Source organism: Pectobacterium actinidiae, from assembly GCF_000803315.1.
Taxonomy (GTDB): Bacteria; Pseudomonadota; Gammaproteobacteria; order Enterobacterales; family Enterobacteriaceae; genus Pectobacterium; species Pectobacterium actinidiae.
Window position 1 is genome coordinate 379,574 of the sequence record NZ_JRMH01000002.1, and the last position, 19,060, is coordinate 398,633.

The window sequence follows — 19,060 nt, forward strand, 5'->3', positions numbered from 1 at the left end:
TTATTTTTCGCTGTCGACCAGACCGCGAACGAACCAGCGCTGCATCAGTAGCACCACCAGCAGCGGCGGCAGCATGGTCAGCAGCATTGCCGCCATGACCTGATTCCACTGGGTCGCGCCATCGCCGGAAGCGATCATGCTTTTAATCCCAGCGACCGCAGTGCCCAGGTTGGCATCGCTGACAATCAGCAGCGGCCACAGGTACTGGTTCCAGCCGTAGATGAACGTGATCACAAACAGCGCGGCCAGATTGGTCTTCGACAGCGGTAACACCATGTCGAAGAAGAAGCGCATCGGGCTAGCACCGTCGATACGTGCCGCTTCCATCAATTCATCCGGCAGCGTCATAAAGAACTGGCGGAACAGGAAAGTGGCGGTCGCCGAGGCCATCAGCGGCAACGTCAAACCGGTGTAGCTGTCCATCATGTCCAGCCGCGCGATCACTTCCACCGTGGGGAAAATACGCACTTCCACCGGCAACATCAGCGTCAGGAAAATCATCCAGAAGAACAGGTTGCGCAGCGGAAAACGGAAATAGACGATGGCGTAAGCGGACAGGATCGATACGGTAATTTTGCCCACCGTGATCGCCAGCGCCATCACGAAGCTGTTAAGCAGCATCAGCCCGAACGGCGTAGTGTTGTTGCCCGCACCGTGCAGCCAGATATAACGCAGGTTTTCCCACAGGTGGGAACCGGGGATGAGCGTCATCGGAGCCTGAAAGACGTCCTGATTATCCAGCGTGGCAGCCACAAACCCTACGTACAGCGGAAACAAGACGGCGAGAATGCCGACGATCAGCATGGCGTGGCTGAAAATAGTTAACCCACGACGATTCTCAATCATTGATAGTTCACCTTCCGTTCAACAAAACGGAACTGAATCACAGTCAGCCCGATAACCAGCAGCATCAGAATCACTGACTGCGCCGCCGAACTGGACAGATCCAGCCCTGCGAAGCCCTCGCGATAAATTTTGTAGATCAGCGTGGTCGTCGACTGCACTGGCCCCCCGGCCGTCGCGGCATCGATAATCGGGAAGGTATCGAAAAAGGCGTATACCAGATTGACGACCAGCAGGAAGAAGCTCACCGGCGAGATCATCGGTAGCACCAGATTGAAGAAGCGCCGCACGGGTCCTGCGCCATCGATCGCGCCCGCTTCCATCAGTGAGCGGGGAATGGATTGCAGCGCCGCGAGGAAGAACAGGAAGTTATAGCTAATCTGCTTCCAGACCGACGCCAGTACGACTAAAAACATCGCCTGACCGCTGTGCTGCGCGTGGTTCCACGTGTAGCCCAGCAGCCCGAGAAAATGGGTAATCAGCCCCAGTCCGGGGTTAAACAGAAACATCCACAGTACGGCAGCGACGGCAGGTGCCACGGCATAGGGCAGGATGATCAATGTCTGATACAGGCGGCTGGCGCGGATCACGTAGTCCACCAGCGCAGCCAGAAAAAGTGAGATCAACATACCAAACCCGGCTACCAGAAAGCTGAATATCAGCGTGGTGTAAAACGAATCGAGGTAGTAAGGGTTATTGAACAGCTGTCTGAAGTTTTCCATGCCGACAAATTCGCTGGATAGCCCAAACGGATCCAGATTCTGCACCGAATACCACAGCGCCTGACCAGCAGGCCAGATAAAGAAAATCACGGTAATCAGCAGTTGGGGCAACACCAGCACATAGGGCAACCAGCTGCTACGAAAAACGGGGCGGGATGATGTCATGCGGTAACTCATTGCAAACAGAAAAGAAGCAGGCCGATTCCCTTCGGCCCGATATTACTCAACAGAAGCGTATTACTTCGTCGACTGCTCAAAGCGACGCAGCAGCGCGTTACCGCGTTCTACCGCGCTATCCAACGCCTGCTGTGGCGTCTTCTTACCTGTCCATACGCTTTCTAATTCTTCATCCACAACGGTACGAATTTGCGGCATGTTGCCCAAACGCAGACCTTTGGTGAACGGCAACGGCGGCTTGTTCAACATCTGACGCGTGGCGATATCCGCACCTGGGTTTTTCTCGTAGAAGCCCTGCTTCTGCGTCAACTCATACGCCGCGGTGGTGATCGGCAGGTAACCGGTTTTCTGGTGCCATTCGGCAGCATTTTCCGGCTCAGCCAGGAACTTCATAAACTCAGCAACGCCTTTGTAGGTCGCGGCATCTTTGCCGCCCATCACCCACAGGCTGGCTCCGCCGATAATGGCGTTCTGCGGTGCGCCTTTCGCATCGGCGTCATACGGCATCATGCCAACGCCGTAGTTGAACTTGGCGTGTTCGCGAATATTCGCCAGCGAACCGGAAGAGGCCGTGGTGATGGCGCAATCGCCGTTGTAGAACTTCTCAGTCGGCTCATCCTTGCGCCCGAAATAGGTAAAGTCACCCTTTTTGTTCATGTCCTGCAACAGCTGGATGTGTTTGACCTGCGTTGGCTTGTTGAATTCCAGTACCGCATCGGTGCCGTCAAAGCCATTGTTCTTGGTCGCAACAGGCAGACCGTGCCAGGCGCTAAAGTTTTCAATCTGAATCCAGCCCTGCCAGCCGCTGGCGTAGCCGCACTTCATCCCAGCCGCACGCAGTTTGGCGGTGTACTCAGCCATCTGCTGCCAGGTTTTCGGCGGTTGTTCAGGGTCTAAACCCGCCTTCTTGAAAGCATCTTTGTTGTAGTACAGCACCGGCGTGGAGCTATTAAACGGCTGCGACAGCAAGTGGCCGCTCTTCGCATCGGTGTAATAACCGGAGACGGTCGGCACAAACACCGACTCATCGAAAGTAATGCCTGACTCTTTGAAGACTTCATAGACGGGCTTGATGGCTTTACTTGCCATCATGGTAGCCGTACCCACTTCATAAACCTGCAAAATGGCAGGCGCATTCCCCGCGCGGTAAGCCGCAATGCCCGCAGCCAGATTCTGTTCGTAATTGCCTTTGTAGACCGGCACAATTTTTACATCGCTGTGTGCTTGATTAAAACGGTCAGCCAGAGCATTCACTTCTTTCCCTAACTCGCCTTCCATGGAGTGCCAGAAAGGAATTTCTGTCGCGGCCTGCGCACTGGCGCTCATCAGCGCGAATGCCACACACGCCGCAGCGGTGCGAATAGCATGTGTTTTACGAATTGTGTTGTTGAACATGCCTGTCTCCTGCAATCAATTAAATGCGCCATCATCACGGCGTTTTTTATGCGAAGGTAAACATGACATGAGCGTATGACAGAAAAATAACTGGAAGATGACGGGAAAGTGACAGAGGGAGAAGGTCTTCTTATTGGCTACTAAGTAGGCTGTTCTGTGCTACCATTTGTGTTAATAGATAACACAGGAGGTTTTTATGCCTAGAACGACAAGTATTACGATCGGCGAACAACTGGATGATTTTGTCTCCAAATTAATAGATAGCGGTCGCTATAGTTCTACCAGTGAAGTCATCAGGTCAGCACTTCGTCTTCTTGAACAACAAGAATCCAAAACAGAGGCTCTGAAAAAAGCGATTTATGCAGGGGAGCAAAGTGGAGAAAGTTCGTTGACGCTGCGTGAAATTGCAGCAAAAAAGAAGCGCGAACGGAATGTATAAACTCTCTAATCTTGCAGCAGAAGATTTCGCAGGCATCTTTGAGTACACATTGATCAACTACGGCATCAGTCAGGCTGACAATTATACAGAGTCGCTAGAGAATACGCTGATTCTGCTAACAGAATCCCCTTATATAGGCCAAGAGTACCCTGAAATTAGCCAGGGTGTGCGCCGATTCGATCATAGGCAACACGCTATTTTCTACCGCATACGAGAAGAAGATCTTCTTATCATCCGAATCCTGCATCAGCAAATGGAACCTATGTGCCACTTTTTTGATATTTAAAAAGTGGCTAAATAAGGATGTATTCAATCAATAGCATACCACCAAGAACAATTATCAGTAATGGCTCCGGTGCTGTTATTCCCATGGAGATTTGCGGCTCATCAGCTCGTTAATGCGAGCCTGGCGCTCTGCGGTGATAGGTGCATCCAACTCGGCCAAAAATTCGTCAAACTGTTCGTTGTCCAGAATAAACAAACGTTGATCAAACAAAATGTACTGCGCCTCGCGACAGGCGGCTTCAAGCATAAAATCGGTACGTGATTTTGACACAAGGTTTGCAGCCATATCGATCAAGTCCCGCTGGGAGGCTTTGGCCCGAATAGTGATTCGCGCCTCTTTAGTTACCGGTTTCATCATCATGCCTGTGTAGTGAATCTCTCTACAACCCTACATGAAGTGTACAAAATGCCACACACCGGAACATCACCCATACATTCAAACGCACTGAATGCTCAGATCAGGGCTATTTTCGTATGACATCAACGATAACGGTTTTAGGATCGTTGATGATTCCTATGCTACACGTCTCTGACATCGTTCCCCCAATCATCACGAATTATCATATAGAAGCAGTGAGGTCACAAAAGATACATTATTTAGTCATGAAAAATAAATACAATAATGAGAAATTACGAACATGAGGAGTCATGAATAAAGAGAAAAGGATTTTCTATGGAAAATTATATTGTCGACGGTAATATCATTCGTGTTCATCAGTGCCTGTATCCATCCCTTCATAATATTAGCGAAGAATCTCATCAAAAAATACAAGAAGGTATGTTCAAACTTCGCTTAGGAAAAAATAAAAATGGATGCTATGAGATATTCTTGGAGAATGTTAATAAACACATTGATAATAATCAACTGGATGTTCTACAGCACCGCCTGAGTTCCTATATAGATAAAAAAATTATTTCTAGTGATAGAAAATATAGCATAGATGAAGTCAATATTTATAAATATCAGAACTGTGAACTCAGATCGTTCTTATATAATGATGAAAGTTTTTTATCCTTTATTGAGTCTATTGGTGGGTATTTCAGAACACAGGGGAATAAAATTAGAACAAAAAACATCAGGACAGTACCTGAACCAGATGGTAGTTACACAGAGTATATTAATGCAACAATGGTCATAAATGAATTAAGTAAACTACGTCAATTCATAAAAACATATCAAACGGTAAATCCATTATTCTGTGCTATTGTCGCGTCTGTCAGTATTCTTTGCATCCATCCTTTGGCTGATGGTAACGGAAGATTATCACGGTTCATTTTCAATCTTATTCTAGAGCGTTCTAGTAATAATTATATTCCTCTTACGGAGCTATGTCATGCAGCCCGTAGTGGATATGTGTTGAGCATGCGAGAAGCTATGCTTTTCTCTGAATGGGATAGCGCGGTGCATTTTTATTGTGCTTGCCTCTCCCTAGCCATTGGATGGAGTGAACTAAGTAGTATGTGATATATCATTACATACTTTATAGTTTACTTTCAGTGAAAAGGAATAATTATGTTAAGCGAAAAAGATCTAATCCTAATTAAAAGCACCACAATGACCGATACTCAGGATGATAAAATTGATCCTATATTTGGATTAAACTAATTTTAGTTCAGATTGGGTTTCATCCACAGTATTCTGATGAAATAAAATATCTATGACGTGGGCCCGCGTCATAATTTATCATTGGGTTAATAACATGAAAAAATTTGCGTTTATCGTTTCCTACTTCGGAGGTATCGCATCACAAAGTATCAAGAGGCAGTTTGTTTTTATTGCGTTAACCTCATTCTTATCCACCATCATCATTTCATTCCAGCCGGTTATTATGGCCAAACTGGTCAGCGTAATCGAACAACCTGGCTCAGATCTTTCCGTCGCGCTGTCGGCTCTGGCGCTCAGCTATATCGTCCTGATGTGTCTAAGAAAGCTATCCTCCGCAATAATTATTATCATGATGATCTCACTGAGAAACAAACTGGTCATCATGTTGAGCGACCACTATCTGAAAAATATTTTTCACGGATACAAAATAAAAGAGAATGAAAACACAGGCGATATCACTCAGCGCCTGAATCAGGCATCTGATGAGTTATCAACGGTTTTACGTAATACCGTACATAATTTTCTCCCACCGTTGCTGCAATTAACTTTCAGTATTATCGTTATTATTTTTCACGAGAGTTATGTAGTGGCAATATTATTCTGCATTTACTTCGGTCTCTATTTTTTAGTCAAGGGTAAATTTAATAGCCAGATCGTTATGCTGTATAACGATTTTTACGGCACATCGGTAAAAAAATATAGCGTTATTACCGATAGTGTTAAAAACATCGGCGCCGCCAGAGCATGTAATTCCTATCCTTTTCTGTTTGCTCGCTATGAAGCATTATTAAACACCATTGAAGGCAAACACGCCAGCCTGCTACGGGAGGATGTGAAATTCCTGGTTGCCGAATCCTGCCTGAACGTACTTTTCTTTGGAGCGGCCTTTTTATTTTCACTTTATCAGGCGCTCCATCAGCAAATTTCACTGGGGCATTTTGTAATGATATCCTCCTATATTATTCTTTTGTCCGGACCGCTGGAAAGTATTGGGGCAATGTACACAGCACTCATGAAATCCACAGAGTCGCTTAACGGTTTCATTAAGGACATCAGGCTGCCACGGGAACATATCTTTTCTGAACGTTCTCAGGCCGGAGAATCCGTCGCGCTTACGCTCTCCGACGTGACATTTCACTATCAGGGTGCCACCTCACCCGCCGTTGAGCATTTTAGCCTGAACATCTCCGGTCCTGGTTTTATTACGCTGACGGGAACCAGCGGCTCAGGGAAAAGTACACTGGCCAAATTAATCGCCGGTGAAATCAACCCGACAGCCGGAAGTATACGGCTCAACGGCCGGGATCTCAGGAATATGACAGCAGAAGATCTGGCCGGCACGCTTTACCACGTTTCGCAGAATGACGGAATATTCATGGATACCCTGCGATTTAATCTGCAAATCGCCTGTCCCGGCGCGTCCGATCCACAGCTCATCGATGCTTTAAACTTAGCGAGACTGGACGATCTTCAATATGATGAAGGAACCGATATTCTCGATATGGTTATCGGCGACGGCGGATTAACCCTGTCAGGAGGGCAGCGGCAACGCTTATCCCTCGCCCGACTCTTCCTACGCGAGCCGAATATTATTATTCTGGATGAGGTCACCTCAGCGCTGGATGTGATAAATGAAATCAAGGTGATAGAAAATATCAAAAGCCGTTTTCCAACAGCCATTATTCTCAGCATCAGCCACCGCTATACAACATTCCATTTTTCCGATGAAATCCTTGTTCTCTCCCGCGAAGGCCTGGCTGACCGCGGGAGGCTAACCGTGTTACGGGAGCGGTGCCCTTATATCCGTTCTGTGATGCAGAATGCTGCCGATGCAGAAGCCGCTGCGGTATAAGGGTATATGGCGATTCTGACCCGTGGCGGCGTGCTATTCTGGCGGGGACATTGTCAGAACAACATAATCCCGAGCCCCTCCCCCTCATCCCGCCACCAGCACCTCAACACCCATTTTGCTTAGCGCTTCTTTGGCTGCGGCAGGAAGGCCGTCGTCGGTGATGATGCTGTCGAATACATTGAGCGGCGTGGCAAGGTGGGTGGCGATGCGGCCGTATTTTGAGGTGTCGCACAGCAGGACGCGTTTTCTGCTGGCTTCCACCGCCGCGCGTTTCACCACAACTTTGTCTTCATTCGGCGTGGACAGTCCACGCAGGCTCCATGAGGAGGCGGAGATAAATGCAATATCAATAAACAGGTTGCGCAGAGACTGAGCCACCGCCTCACCGATACAGGAACGATTTTCCCGACACAACGTGCCGCCAGTATGGATCATGCGGCACTGGCTGGACTCAATGAGAAAAGCGGCAATCGCAAAATCATTAGTGACAATCAGGAGATCGTCACGTTCGGCCAGCTCGCGCGCCAGCGATAGCGTCGTGGTGCCCGCATCCAGATAAACGCAGCTATTGAACGGGATATGCTGCGCCGCCAGCTTGCCAATCGCCTCTTTCTGCTGGCTGAACATCACCGATTTATCCTGATGCGACGGCTCAATCGCCAGCCGTTCAGGCGAGCGCACGCCACCGGAGACGCTCAGCAACAGGCCGTCCTGCTCCAGCTTTTGCACATCGCGCCGCACCGTCATGTGCGACACGCCCAGCCGTTCGGTCAGTTCGTTAATACTGACTGCGCCGCGCTCGGCGATGAGCGCCAGAATCTGTTGATGACGTTCTACTGGAATCACGCTGTCCGTTCCCTGTTTGATTACGCTGGTTTGATAAATATTGTGAGAAACACCCTGCTTGATGACGATAATTATCATAAATTCACGTCATAAACCACGCCAGACGTGACAACCTTTATCATCGCTCAATGTCAAAAAAGAAATAATCACATGATAAATAAAGACAATTGAGGAAATCATTTTCCTGGCTCGGTTCCGTCACACTGAAGCATCACGATCTCAATGTTAATTTATGTGATAAAAATCACCATAATTTGTTCTGATAGTCCTTATATTTAACACCAGAGAACAAAAAATCACTAATTTTAACAAGGTAACTACGATGAAAAAGACTTCTGATTATGCTGTCGCCGTTATCGGTCTGGGTTCCATGGGTTTTGGCGCTGCGGCATCCTGCATCAACGCGGGCCTGACGACATACGGTGTCGATATCAACCCGCAGGCACTGGAAAGATTACGTCAGGCGGGTGCGGCGCAGGCTGACACGCGTATTGATGCCTTCGCTGACAAGCTGGATGCCGTCGTGTTGTTAGTCGTGAACGCCGCACAGGTCAACGGGATTTTGTTTGGTGAACCGCAGGTCGCGGCGAAGCTCAAGCCCGGCACCGTAGTGATGGTGTCCTCCACGATCTCCGCGCAGGATGCCAAAAACATTGAACAGCGTCTGGCCGAGCATCAGCTCATCATGCTGGATGCGCCCGTGTCCGGCGGTGCCGCGAAAGCCGCCGCAGGCGACATGACGGTGATGGCATCCGGCTCCGATCTGGCGTTTGAGACACTGAAGCCAGTGCTCGACGCCGTAGCGGGCAAGGTTTACCGCATTGGTGAAGAAATTGGACTGGGTGCGACGGTTAAAATTATCCATCAGCTATTGGCCGGCGTACACATCGCCGCCGGGGCAGAAGCAATGGCACTGGCTGCCCGCGCTGACATTCCGCTGGATATCATGTACGACGTGGTGACCAACGCCGCCGGAAATTCCTGGATGTTTGAGAACCGTATGCGCCACGTGGTAGACGGCGACTACACGCCAAAATCCGCCGTTGATATCTTCGTGAAAGATTTGGGATTGGTTACCGACACCGCCAAATCACTCCATTTCCCGCTGCCGTTGGCCTCTACGGCGTTCAACATGTTCACTGCCGCTAGCAATGCCGGATTCGGTAAAGAAGACGACAGCGCGGTCATCAAGATTTTCAACGGCATTACGCTGCCGGAAAAGAAGGAGGCGCCATGATCAAGCTAGGTGTGATTGCAGACGATTTTACCGGTGCCACGGATATCGCCAGCTTTCTGGTGAACAACGGGCTGCCGACCGTACAGCTCAACGGTGTGCCGCCGTCCGATTTTAAGGTTGAGACGCAGGCTGTGGTCATTAGCCTGAAATCGCGTTCTTGCCCGGCGGAGCAGGCGGTGGCGGATTCCCTCAAGGCGCTGGCGTGGCTGCAACAGCAGGGTTGCCAGCAGTTCTACTTTAAATATTGCTCCACCTTCGACAGCACCGCGAAAGGCAACATCGGTCCAGTGACCGATGCGCTGTTGGAACAGCTTGGCGAAACGCAGACCATCATCTCTCCGGCACTGCCGGTAAACGGCCGAACTGTCTATCAAGGGCATTTATTCGTGATGGATCAGCTGTTGTCCGAATCCGGGATGCGCCACCATCCGGTCACGCCGATGACGGACAGCAACCTGATGCGCGTGATGGAGCAGCAGGCTGCCGGGCGTTGCGGATTAGTGCCGTATGCCGTGATGGATCTGGGAGCGGAGGCCGTCAAACAACGGCTGGCGCAGTTGAAAGAAGAAGGTGTGCGCTATGTGGTGCTGGATACGCTGAACGAACAGCATCTCCTCACGCAGGGCGAAGCGCTACGCGATATGAAGCTGGTCACCGGTGGATCCGGCCTTGCCATTGGACTGGCACGCCAATGGGCAGAGTCTGCGGCACAAACGGGTTCTGCAACCGACGCTGGCAAACCGCAGCCCGGCGCTGGCGTCGTGCTATCAGGTTCTTGTTCGGTGATGACCAACAAGCAGGTCGCTCAGTACCTGAAGCAAGCGGCAGGCCGCGCGATCGATGTTGCCCGTAGCCTGCAAGGCGATGAATCCTACGTGCAGGAACTGGTTGATTGGGTGAAAGCACACCGTGACGACGTGCTCGCCCCGTTGCTGTACGCCACCTCATCACCCGATGAACTGGCGCAAATTCAGCAGCGTTGGGGGGCAGAGGCCAGCAGTCAGGCGGTAGAGAAACTGTTTGCCGCCGTTGCCCGCCAGCTTCAGCAAGATGGCTTCCAGCGCTTCATCATCGCGGGCGGTGAAACCTCCAGCATCGTGGTGCAGACGCTGGGCATTCAGGCGTTCCATATCGGGCCGTCTATTTCCCCTGGTGTGCCGTGGGTGCGCTCTACCAATCATCCGCTCTCGCTGGCGTTGAAATCCGGTAATTTCGGCGATGAAGACTTCTTTGCCCGCGCCCAGAAGGAGTGTGCCGCATGAGTGAAAAACATCAAAGCGCAGAGGCGACGCTGAACAGCGAGCAGCGCGCGCGTGCGGAAATGGTCAAGCTGGGTGCATCCTTTTTCCAACGCGGCTACGCCACCGGTTCCGCGGGCAATCTCTCACTATTACTGGATGACGGCACGCTGCTGGCAACGCCGACGGGCTCCTGCCTCGGCGAGCTGGATGCCGAGCGGCTGTCCAAAGTCAGCATGAGTGGCGAGTGGATCTCGGGGGATAAACCGTCGAAAGAGGTGAGCTTTCACCTGTCGATTTACCGTAACGATCCCGAATGCAAAGCAATCGTTCACCTGCACAGCACCTATCTGACAGCGCTCTCGTGTCTGGAGGAGCTGGATACGCAGGATGCCATCAAGCCGTTCACGCCTTACGTGGTGATGCGGGTCGGTAAAGTGCCCGTCGTCCCTTATTACCGTCCCGGCGATGCGCGGCTTGGTGAGGATCTGGCGAAGCTGGCCTCACGCTATAAAGCATTCTTGTTGGCTAACCACGGCCCCGTCGTCACCGGTAAGGATCTGCGTGCGGCGGCGGACAACATGGAAGAGCTGGAAGAAACCGCCAAGCTGATTTTTATTCTCGGTGATCGAAAAATTCGCTACCTCACCGCTGACGAAATTACCGAGCTCTCTTGATGAGCGACGTTTTACTGCGCTATGGAGTTAACCATGCCTAAGTTTGCTGCCAATCTTTCTATGCTGTTTACCGACATCCCGTTTCTCGACCGCTTTAAAGCCGCTGCCGATGCGGGTTTCACCTCAGTCGAGTATCTATTTCCTTATGAATATCCGGCACCGCTGCTGGCAGAAAAGCTGCGGGAGAATGGCCTGAAGCAAGTGTTGTTCAATACCGCACCCGGTAATATTGCCGCTGGCGAATGGGGCGTGTCTGCCCTGCCCGACCGTATTGAAGATGCCCGCCGGGATATCGATAACGCCTTGGAATATGCGCTGGCGCTGAATTGCCCTTCGGTGCTGGTGATGGGCGGCGTCGTGCCCCCCGGTGAAGACCGTGCGGCCTATCAGCAAACCTTCATCGATAACCTGCGCTATGCCGCCGATACGTTTGCGCCGCACGGCATCAACATCATGATTGAGGCGCTGAGCGCGAAGGTGAAACCGAATTACCTGTTCGCCAGTCAGTATCAGGCGCTGGAATTAGCCAATCTGATCGACAGGCCGAACGTTTATATCCAGCTGGATTTCTTCCACGCACAAATTGTCGATGGCAACCTGACGCAAATTATTCACGATTTGGCCGGCCGCATCGGACATATCCAAATTGCTTCGGTGCCCGCCCGTCATGAACCCGATGAAGGAGAAATTAATTATCCTTTCATCTTTGCCGAGTTGGATCGCGTGAATTATTCCGGCTGGGTTGGCTGTGAATATAACCCACGCGGTAAAACCGAAGACGGGTTGGGATGGGCTAAACCCTATCTGAATAAATAAATCATTGCTCTTTTTATAACAAATAAACACCAGAGAAATATTTATAAAATACGAGAAAAGGTCAGATTCCCGCATTATTTCAGTGCGGGAGTCAGGTCACCCTTTTCTTCAAATAAAACAATAACCCACTACCTTTTCAGCCTCTGAATTGAAAAGACGGGATCAATGAGGATAAGAACATGGCCACCTCGCTCTTACTCTGCATCGCTATCGCCGGGGTATTACTCCTGCTACTGATGGTCATTAAATTTAAAATTCAGCCCTTTGTCGCGCTGCTGGTCGTCAGCTTGCTCGTTGCATTGGCTACGGGTATTCCCACTGGCGACGTAATGAAAGTGATTACTTCCGGCATGGGCGGTATTCTCGGTTCGGTGGCGATTATTATCGGCCTCGGTGCCATGCTGGGTAGAATGATCGAAGTGTCCGGCGGCGCGGAATCCTTAGCGCACCGCTTTGCCCAATTAATGGGGCCGGGATTAATGGTGGCGGCATTAACCATCGCAGCCTTTATTCTGGGTATTCCGGTCTTTTTCGATGTTGGCTTTATTATTCTCGCCCCGATTATTTACGGCTTTGCAAAAGTCGCGAAAGTCTCCCCGATTAAATTCGGTTTGCCCGTCGCAGGCGTCATGCTGACAGTGCACGTTGCGCTGCCGCCTCACCCCGGCCCGGTTGCTGCCGCTGGCCTGTTGAATGCGGATATCGGCTGGTTGACCATCATTGGTCTGCTGGTGTCGATTCCTGTCGGCATCATCAGCTACTGGGCTGCCAAAGCCATGAACCGCCGCAAGTACGCACTTTCCGTCGAAGTGCTAGAGCAGTTGCAGTTGGCAAAGCCGGAGGACACCACGCCGAACACCGCTCCCGTGTCAGCCCCTTCTGCCGGGCTGATCGCCGCACTCATTGCGATTCCTATCGCCATCATTATGCTCGGCACCGTGTCCGCGACCATTCTGCCTGCCGGACATCCGGTGCGTAACGTGATGTCGCTGGTCGGTTCTCCCGCCGTGGCGCTGCTGATTGCGCTAGGATTAGCATTCTGGCTGATTGCCCTGCGTCGCGGCTGGTCGCTGGAGAAAGCCAGTGGAGTGATGGGCGATGCCATGCCTGCCGCCGCGATGGTCATTATGGTGACCGGTGCGGGTGGCGTGTTCGGTAAAGTGCTGGTGGAGTCGGGCATTGGTAAAGCGCTGGCGGATACGCTGACCAGCATTCACCTGCCGCTGGTGCCTGCCGCGTTTATTCTGTCGCTGGCGCTACGCGCCTCGCAGGGGTCGGCCACCGTTGCGATTCTCACCACCTGCGGCCTGCTGAGCGAAGCCGTCAGCGGTCTGAATCAGATGCAACTCGTGCTGGTGACGCTCTCTGCCTGCTTTGGCGGGCTGGGTCTGTCGCACGTCAATGACTCCGGTTTCTGGATCGTCACCAAGTATCTGGGGCTGTCCGTCGCCGATGGCCTGCGCACCTGGACAGTGCTGACGACTATCCTAGGGCTGTCCGGCTTCCTCTTCACCTGGGCACTGTGGCTGGCATTTTAAGCATAATACCGCCAGCGCGTATCATCGCTGGCGGTTCCCCTCAGGGGTAAAACATGATCATCCTGAAAACCACCAATCAATAGCAATTTCCGCTCAAAAAATCACATACAATAAATAACAACTATCAATCTAGCGATTAGTGAGCATTTTATCCGCTTATCCAACCCTCTTTTTTTTCCTCACCACCTTATAGTGATAGATCAGCTCTGCATTAGCACATCAAATGCTCAGCCAGAAGAATTAAGTCAGAGATAAAGTCACCGGTTGCTTCTTTTCGAACTACCCTTACAGACATTTTCACAACACGCTTTCGTGGAAAAAAATAGATTTCTTTCTGTAAACAGACTTACCCACCAAGGAATACGATGAATATGTTAAAAAATATGAAACTGGGAACGATGCTCGGTACGGGTTTCACCTTTGTCATTATTATTGGCTGCCTTGTGGCGCTATTTGGCCGTATGCAGTTGTCTGAGCTCGGCAGCAACATCCAATTGTTGTCACAAGTTCGTATCACCAATCTGCTGCAAATGCAGGATGTCAAAGACAACGTCAATACTGTCTCGCGTTCAGTACGCAACATTGCGCTAATGGACAACCGTCAGGAGATGGAACAAGAGCAGCAGCGCATCGAAGGATTGCTACAGCAGAACCTGAAAATGCTGGAAGCACTACACACTCGCGCCGTTTCTCCCGAAGCGCGTGAACGCATTCAGAATTTGATGGCGCTCAGCCCCCCCTATCGTGAAGCGCTGAATAAAGCCATTACCTTGGGTCTTTCGGGACAAACTGAAGAAGCGCGAAAAATGATTTTTACCGAAATGCGCGACACGCAGGGTGCGGTATTTAAAGCACTCGACGACATGATCGCCGTTCAAAAAAACTTAACCGTGGAAACGGCAGACACGTCCGATCGCCAGGCAACCAATTCGGGCACGCTGATGTTGGTTATTGCCGGATTGGCAGCACTGTTAGGAGCGCTTATTGCCTGGATGATTACACGCCGCATCAAGAATCAGTTGGGCGGTGAACCCGCCTATGCCGTTGAAATTGCACAACAGGTCGCACAAGGCAATCTGGCGTTAGACATCGTTCTGGTTCCCGGAGATAACCGCAGCGTATTGGCTGCAATGGCGCTCATGCGCGATAGCCTCAGCCAGACGGTCGATCAGGTGCGACAAAGCAGCGAATCCATCGCGACCGGCGCGACCCAAATCTCAAGCGGCAATACCGATCTGAGCCAACGCACGGAAGAACAAGCGTCGAATCTGCAACAGACCGCAGCGTCGATGGAACAGATGAATACCACGATCAAACAAAACACCGATACGGTAAATATGGCGTCCGAGCTGGCGCAGTCGGCAAGCGTCACAGCGAGTAAAGGTGGTGATGTCGTCAATAATGTCGTCACCACAATGGAAGACATCACTTCAAGCTCACATAAAATCGGCGATATCATCGGTGTTATCGACGGCATTGCCTTCCAGACCAATATTCTGGCACTCAATGCGGCGGTAGAAGCCGCGCGAGCAGGAGAACAGGGGCGAGGCTTTGCCGTTGTCGCAGGGGAAGTCCGTTCACTGGCGCAGCGTTCCGCTTCCGCTGCGAAAGAGATCAAAGAGCTGATCGAAGAAAGCGTAGAGAAAGTCGAAACGGGCTCACTGCTTGTCAACGAAGCAGGTACAACGATGAGCGAAATCGTTGAACAAGTGCGCCGTGTCGCAGAATTACTCAGTGAGATCGGTGTAACGACCCGAGAACAGTCGCAGGGCATTTCTCAGGTTAATGACGCTGTAAATCAGTTAGACGAGGTGACACAGCAGAATGCGGCGCTCGTTGAAGAATCGGCGACAGCAGCCGATAGCCTGAGCGAACAAGCACGCCGTCTGGTCGAACTGATGAGTGTTTTCCGTCTGGCTAACACTCCGGCACAAACGGTTCGAAAAGCCACACCTCGAGCGCCACAGGCGTTGGCGTTGGCGGCCAAACCCGGCGTAAAAAATAATTCTCAGGATTGGGAATCGTTTTAATTACCGTCATGGATGAATCCTTTTCCCGCATCACAATGGTGCGGGAAAAGCGAAATAGGTTTCGCGCGGTAACTGTTAAAGTAAACTGAAAAATTAGCCCACTATCCTTCTTTCGTATATTGATGCCTTTCAATGCCATTCCCTTTAATGCCAACAAATACCACGCATTTACCACGGTGTTTTCTAACTGGCTGAAACAAAAAATCTTATACAATAGTTAACTAAATAATATCTCTGCCCGCTGCGGATCTCTCTAGCAACCTGAATTCCGCTACCACCATAGAAATAGTTCGACCGACCTATTTCAAACAACGTATTACCAATAAAGAAAAAAGGATTTGAGGAATATGCAGAATCTGCTGAAAAACATGAAGCTCGGCACCATGTTAGGTACCGGCTTCGCCTCTGTCATCATCATCGGTCTCATGGTCGCCGTTCTGGGGCGCTTCCATTTGGTCGATCTGGGTGAAGATATTGAATCGCTGTCCGAAAAAAATCTGGCCAGCCTCATCCTGATACAGGATGCCAAGAGCGGCTTTGATGCCGTGGCACGTTCCGTGCGTAATATTGGCCTGACCGATGACAGGAATCGTATTCAGGAAGAAAAGCGCCTGATCGATCAGCAAATTGCCCGCAATACTGAAACGCTGGCCAAACTGTATGAGCACCTATCCGAACCAGAAACCCGCGACTCGCTGGAAAGTCTGACGCAGGCTCGCCCAGCATATCGGAATGCCGTGAATAAAGCGGTTGAACTCGGCTTGTCCGAAAACGCAGAAGAAAGAGCGCGTGCCGTGCAGATCATGGTCAATGAAATGCAGGTGACGCAGGCACCGGTTTTCGCCGCGTTGGATAGCATGGCGCAATTCCAGAAAAAGCGGACGCAGGACATGACGACAAGCGCCATGCAGGAAGCGCGCGCGGACGGTAACACGCTGATCATCTTCGCCACGATTGCGGTGCTGGTCGGTATTCTGGTTTCCGTGCTGATTACTCGCACGATTAAAGGGCTATTGGGTGGAGAAGTGGTTTATGCCGCTCAGATTGCACAGGCCATTGCGCAGGGAAATCTGGCTGTCACGATCGCTCTGCGTCCCGGCGATAACCACAGCATGCTGGCCGCGATGAACGTCATGCGTAAAAGCCTGAGCGGCATTGTTGAACAGGTACGTGAGAGCAGTGAATCTATCGCCACCGGTGCCAGCCAGATTGCCGCAGGCAGTACCGACCTCAGCCAGCGTACGGAAGAACAGGCCGCTAACCTGCAACAAACCGCCGCTTCAATGGAAGAGATGAGCCAAACCGTACGCCAGAACTCAGACACCGTGCGCAATGCCGCTCAGCTGGCGCAGGCCGCCAGCAATACAGCGGCTAAAGGCGGTGAAGCCGTTGGTAATATCGTTGTCACCATGAAAGAAATTACCGACAGTTCGCATAAAATTGGCGACATCATCAGCGTTATTGACGGCATCGCCTTCCAAACCAACATTCTGGCGCTCAATGCGGCGGTAGAAGCCGCCCGAGCCGGTGAGCAAGGCCGTGGCTTTGCCGTCGTAGCGGGTGAAGTTCGCTCACTGGCACAGCGCTCCGCCACCGCAGCCAAAGAAATTAAAGAGCTGATCGGCCACAGCGTCGAGAAAGTGGAGACGGGCTCCGCGCTGGTCAGCGATGCGGGAACGACGATTGAAGAGTTGGTTCGTCAGGCGCGCCACGTTGCCGATCTGATTAACGAAATTGGTGTCACCACACAGGAACAGGAATCCGGCGTGTCACAGATTCATGATGCCGTGAATCAACTCGATCAGGTTACGCAGCAGAACGCCGCACTCGTCGAGCAATCCGCATCTGCCGCCGACAGCCTGAGCGATCAGGCTGCCCATTTGGTCGAGCTGATGAAAGTCTTCATCGTTGAAGGTGAATCGTCACAGCGCCTTGCCCCAGCGTTGAAAAGACCCGACAGCGCAAAACTCTCTCTCGCCACCCCTAAAAACAACACCGGTAGCGATAACCGGAACTGGGAAACGTTTTAAAGGCTCAGCCTGGTAATACGAAGCTCATAAAGAAAAACCGCTGATATTTCAGCGGTTTTTTTACATTAACGGGCAGTTCATTATCGGCGATTACAGCGCCCGACGCAGGCGTGCCACCGCTTCATGCATTTGCTCATCCGTTGCCGTCGCAAAAGACAGACGCAGCGTTGAGTAATCGATATTGTCTGGGAAGAAGAACTCGCCCGGCACGAAGACCACGCCCTGATCCAGCGTCTTCTTCAGCCATTCCGTCGTGTTGAAATCGTCCTGACGGAACTTGGCCCACAGGAACATCCCGCCCTTCGGCTGGTTGAAGGTGATCACATCACCCAGTTCCTTCTCGACCAGTTGTGCCAGCAGTTCACCTTTGTGCTTATAGGCGTGGCGGATTTTCTCGATCTGCGTATCCAGACGTCCCAGCCCCAGATAGCATTCCGCGACGGTCTGCGACAGCGCGCTGGCATGCAGGTCAGCAGCCTGTTTGATAATCGCCACTTTGTGCAACAGCCAATCCGGCAGAATCGCCCAGCCGAGACGTAATCCCGGTGCCAGCACCTTCGAGAACGTAGAGGTATACAGCACGTATTCCGTGCTACCCAGTTGCTCCTGCGCCAGTTGGAACAGCGTCGGGTTGCGCTCTTCGGTGAAGCGTAACTCACCATAGGGATCGTCTTCGATAATGACAAAACCGTAGCGCTCCGCCAGTTGAATCAATTTCAGGCGACGTTCATAGTTCAGCGTAACGCCGCTCGGGTTACCGAAGTTCGGAACGATATAAACGCCTTTGATGCGCTGTTTCTTCAACAGCTCTTCCAGCTCATCAACAACCATGCCGTCAGCATCAGATGACACCGACATCACCTGCGCCTGCGCCAGTTCCAGCGTTTGCAGCGCCGCCAGATAAGTCGGGCGTTCAACGACAAACACGTCGCCCGGATCGACCATTGAACGCATGATCAGATCCAACGCCTGCTGCGAACCCGCCGTCACGACGATATCGTCACCGCGTGTTTTTACACCGCGTACGGCACACAGCTCGGCAATGCGATCGCGCAACACGCTGCTGCCTTCGGTTAAACCATACTGGAATGCCGTTTTCGGCTGTTCGGTAATCGCTAACTGCGTGGCCTGGCTTAACCCTTCGAAATCAAATAATGCATCTGACGGAATCCCGCCAGCTAGCGAGATAATATTTTCCATCTTGCTGTGTTTCAGCAGTTCACGGATGGCAGAACTTTTTAACTGAGCGATGCGGTGCGCTAACAACCCTTCAATGGCCATATCTTCTTAACCCTTCTACGAAACAGGCTGGTAAACCAGCCCGATAGC

General features: G+C 51.4%; 17 protein-coding genes. 11 read left to right on the top strand and 6 right to left on the bottom strand.

Features of this window, described 5'->3' with window-relative positions:
• The 3 genes from ugpE to ugpB form a co-directional block, all read right to left on the bottom strand.
• Positions 1-846, bottom strand: coding sequence for a sn-glycerol-3-phosphate ABC transporter permease UgpE (gene ugpE, locus KKH3_RS19250; protein WP_039363431.1), 846 nt, complete (start codon positions 844-846; stop codon positions 1-3).
• Positions 843-1,730, bottom strand: coding sequence for a sn-glycerol-3-phosphate ABC transporter permease UgpA (ugpA, locus tag KKH3_RS19255; RefSeq protein ID WP_039363434.1), 888 nt, complete (start codon positions 1,728-1,730; stop codon positions 843-845). The genes ugpE and ugpA overlap by 4 nt, the downstream gene beginning before the upstream one ends.
• A gap of 72 nt (positions 1,731-1,802) precedes the next feature.
• Complete coding sequence (gene ugpB / locus KKH3_RS19260; RefSeq protein ID WP_039363437.1) at positions 1,803-3,137, bottom strand: sn-glycerol-3-phosphate ABC transporter substrate-binding protein UgpB; 1,335 nt, start codon at positions 3,135-3,137, stop codon at positions 1,803-1,805.
• A 196-nt stretch (positions 3,138-3,333) separates the two neighbouring features.
• Here ugpB and KKH3_RS19265 point away from each other — a divergent pair, with 196 nt between their 5' ends.
• Positions 3,334-3,576: a type II toxin-antitoxin system ParD family antitoxin gene (locus tag KKH3_RS19265; protein ID WP_012772867.1), complete on the top strand. Its 243-nt coding sequence runs from the start codon at positions 3,334-3,336 to the stop codon at positions 3,574-3,576.
• Positions 3,569-3,862 (top strand): type II toxin-antitoxin system RelE/ParE family toxin, encoded by a 294-nt coding sequence (locus KKH3_RS19270; protein WP_039363439.1) that lies wholly within the window; start codon positions 3,569-3,571, stop codon positions 3,860-3,862. Before KKH3_RS19265 ends, KKH3_RS19270 begins: the two co-directional genes overlap by 8 nt.
• Positions 3,863-3,937: 75 nt before the next feature.
• On the opposite strand, the gene KKH3_RS19275 is transcribed toward KKH3_RS19270, so the two are convergent.
• Entirely contained in the window at positions 3,938-4,216 is a 279-nt protein-coding gene (locus tag KKH3_RS19275; protein WP_039363441.1) for a type II toxin-antitoxin system TacA family antitoxin, read from the bottom strand.
• A gap of 318 nt (positions 4,217-4,534) precedes the next feature.
• Between KKH3_RS19275 and KKH3_RS19280 the strand changes: the two genes are divergently transcribed.
• Both KKH3_RS19280 and KKH3_RS19285 read left to right on the top strand, forming a co-directional pair.
• A complete protein-coding gene (locus tag KKH3_RS19280; RefSeq protein ID WP_039363446.1) occupies positions 4,535-5,326 on the top strand; it encodes a Fic family protein in 792 nt (263 codons plus the stop codon).
• 235 nt (positions 5,327-5,561) lie between these two features.
• Positions 5,562-7,319, top strand: a complete 1,758-nt coding sequence (locus tag KKH3_RS19285; RefSeq protein ID WP_039364357.1) for an ABC transporter ATP-binding protein — start codon at positions 5,562-5,564, stop codon at positions 7,317-7,319.
• Positions 7,320-7,403: 84 nt separating this feature from the next.
• On the opposite strand, the gene ygbI is transcribed toward KKH3_RS19285, so the two are convergent.
• Positions 7,404-8,165, bottom strand: coding sequence for a DNA-binding transcriptional repressor YgbI (gene ygbI / locus KKH3_RS19290; RefSeq protein WP_039364358.1), 762 nt, complete (start codon positions 8,163-8,165; stop codon positions 7,404-7,406).
• A 322-nt stretch (positions 8,166-8,487) separates the two neighbouring features.
• Between ygbI and ltnD the strand changes: the two genes are divergently transcribed.
• The 7 genes from ltnD to KKH3_RS19325 all read left to right on the top strand — a co-directional run bounded on the left by ltnD (position 8,488) and on the right by KKH3_RS19325 (position 17,731).
• The gene (ltnD, locus tag KKH3_RS19295; protein WP_039363450.1) at positions 8,488-9,402 is read left to right on the top strand and encodes an L-threonate dehydrogenase; all 915 of its coding nucleotides are present in this window, start codon (positions 8,488-8,490) and stop codon (positions 9,400-9,402) included.
• On the top strand, positions 9,399-10,664 hold the full coding sequence (gene otnK, locus KKH3_RS19300) for a 3-oxo-tetronate kinase (protein WP_039363452.1): 1,266 nt from the start codon (positions 9,399-9,401) through the stop codon (positions 10,662-10,664). The genes ltnD and otnK overlap by 4 nt, the downstream gene beginning before the upstream one ends.
• On the top strand, positions 10,661-11,317 hold the full coding sequence (gene otnC, locus KKH3_RS19305; protein ID WP_039363457.1) for a 3-oxo-tetronate 4-phosphate decarboxylase: 657 nt from the start codon (positions 10,661-10,663) through the stop codon (positions 11,315-11,317). The genes otnK and otnC overlap by 4 nt, the downstream gene beginning before the upstream one ends.
• A gap of 33 nt (positions 11,318-11,350) precedes the next feature.
• Positions 11,351-12,133: a 2-oxo-tetronate isomerase gene (otnI, locus tag KKH3_RS19310; RefSeq protein ID WP_039363459.1), complete on the top strand. Its 783-nt coding sequence runs from the start codon at positions 11,351-11,353 to the stop codon at positions 12,131-12,133.
• Between the two features lie 179 nt (positions 12,134-12,312).
• Positions 12,313-13,671, top strand: a complete 1,359-nt coding sequence (locus KKH3_RS19315) for a GntP family transporter (protein WP_039363462.1) — start codon at positions 12,313-12,315, stop codon at positions 13,669-13,671.
• Positions 13,672-14,036: 365 nt separating this feature from the next.
• Positions 14,037-15,701, top strand: a complete 1,665-nt coding sequence (locus KKH3_RS19320) for a methyl-accepting chemotaxis protein (RefSeq protein WP_039363464.1) — start codon at positions 14,037-14,039, stop codon at positions 15,699-15,701.
• Between the two features lie 347 nt (positions 15,702-16,048).
• On the top strand, positions 16,049-17,731 hold the full coding sequence (locus KKH3_RS19325; protein WP_039363466.1) for a methyl-accepting chemotaxis protein: 1,683 nt from the start codon (positions 16,049-16,051) through the stop codon (positions 17,729-17,731).
• 90 nt (positions 17,732-17,821) lie between these two features.
• On the opposite strand, the gene KKH3_RS19330 is transcribed toward KKH3_RS19325, so the two are convergent.
• Positions 17,822-19,012, bottom strand: coding sequence for an aminotransferase-like domain-containing protein (locus KKH3_RS19330; RefSeq protein WP_039363468.1), 1,191 nt, complete (start codon positions 19,010-19,012; stop codon positions 17,822-17,824).
• Positions 19,013-19,060: the final 48 nt, after the last annotated feature.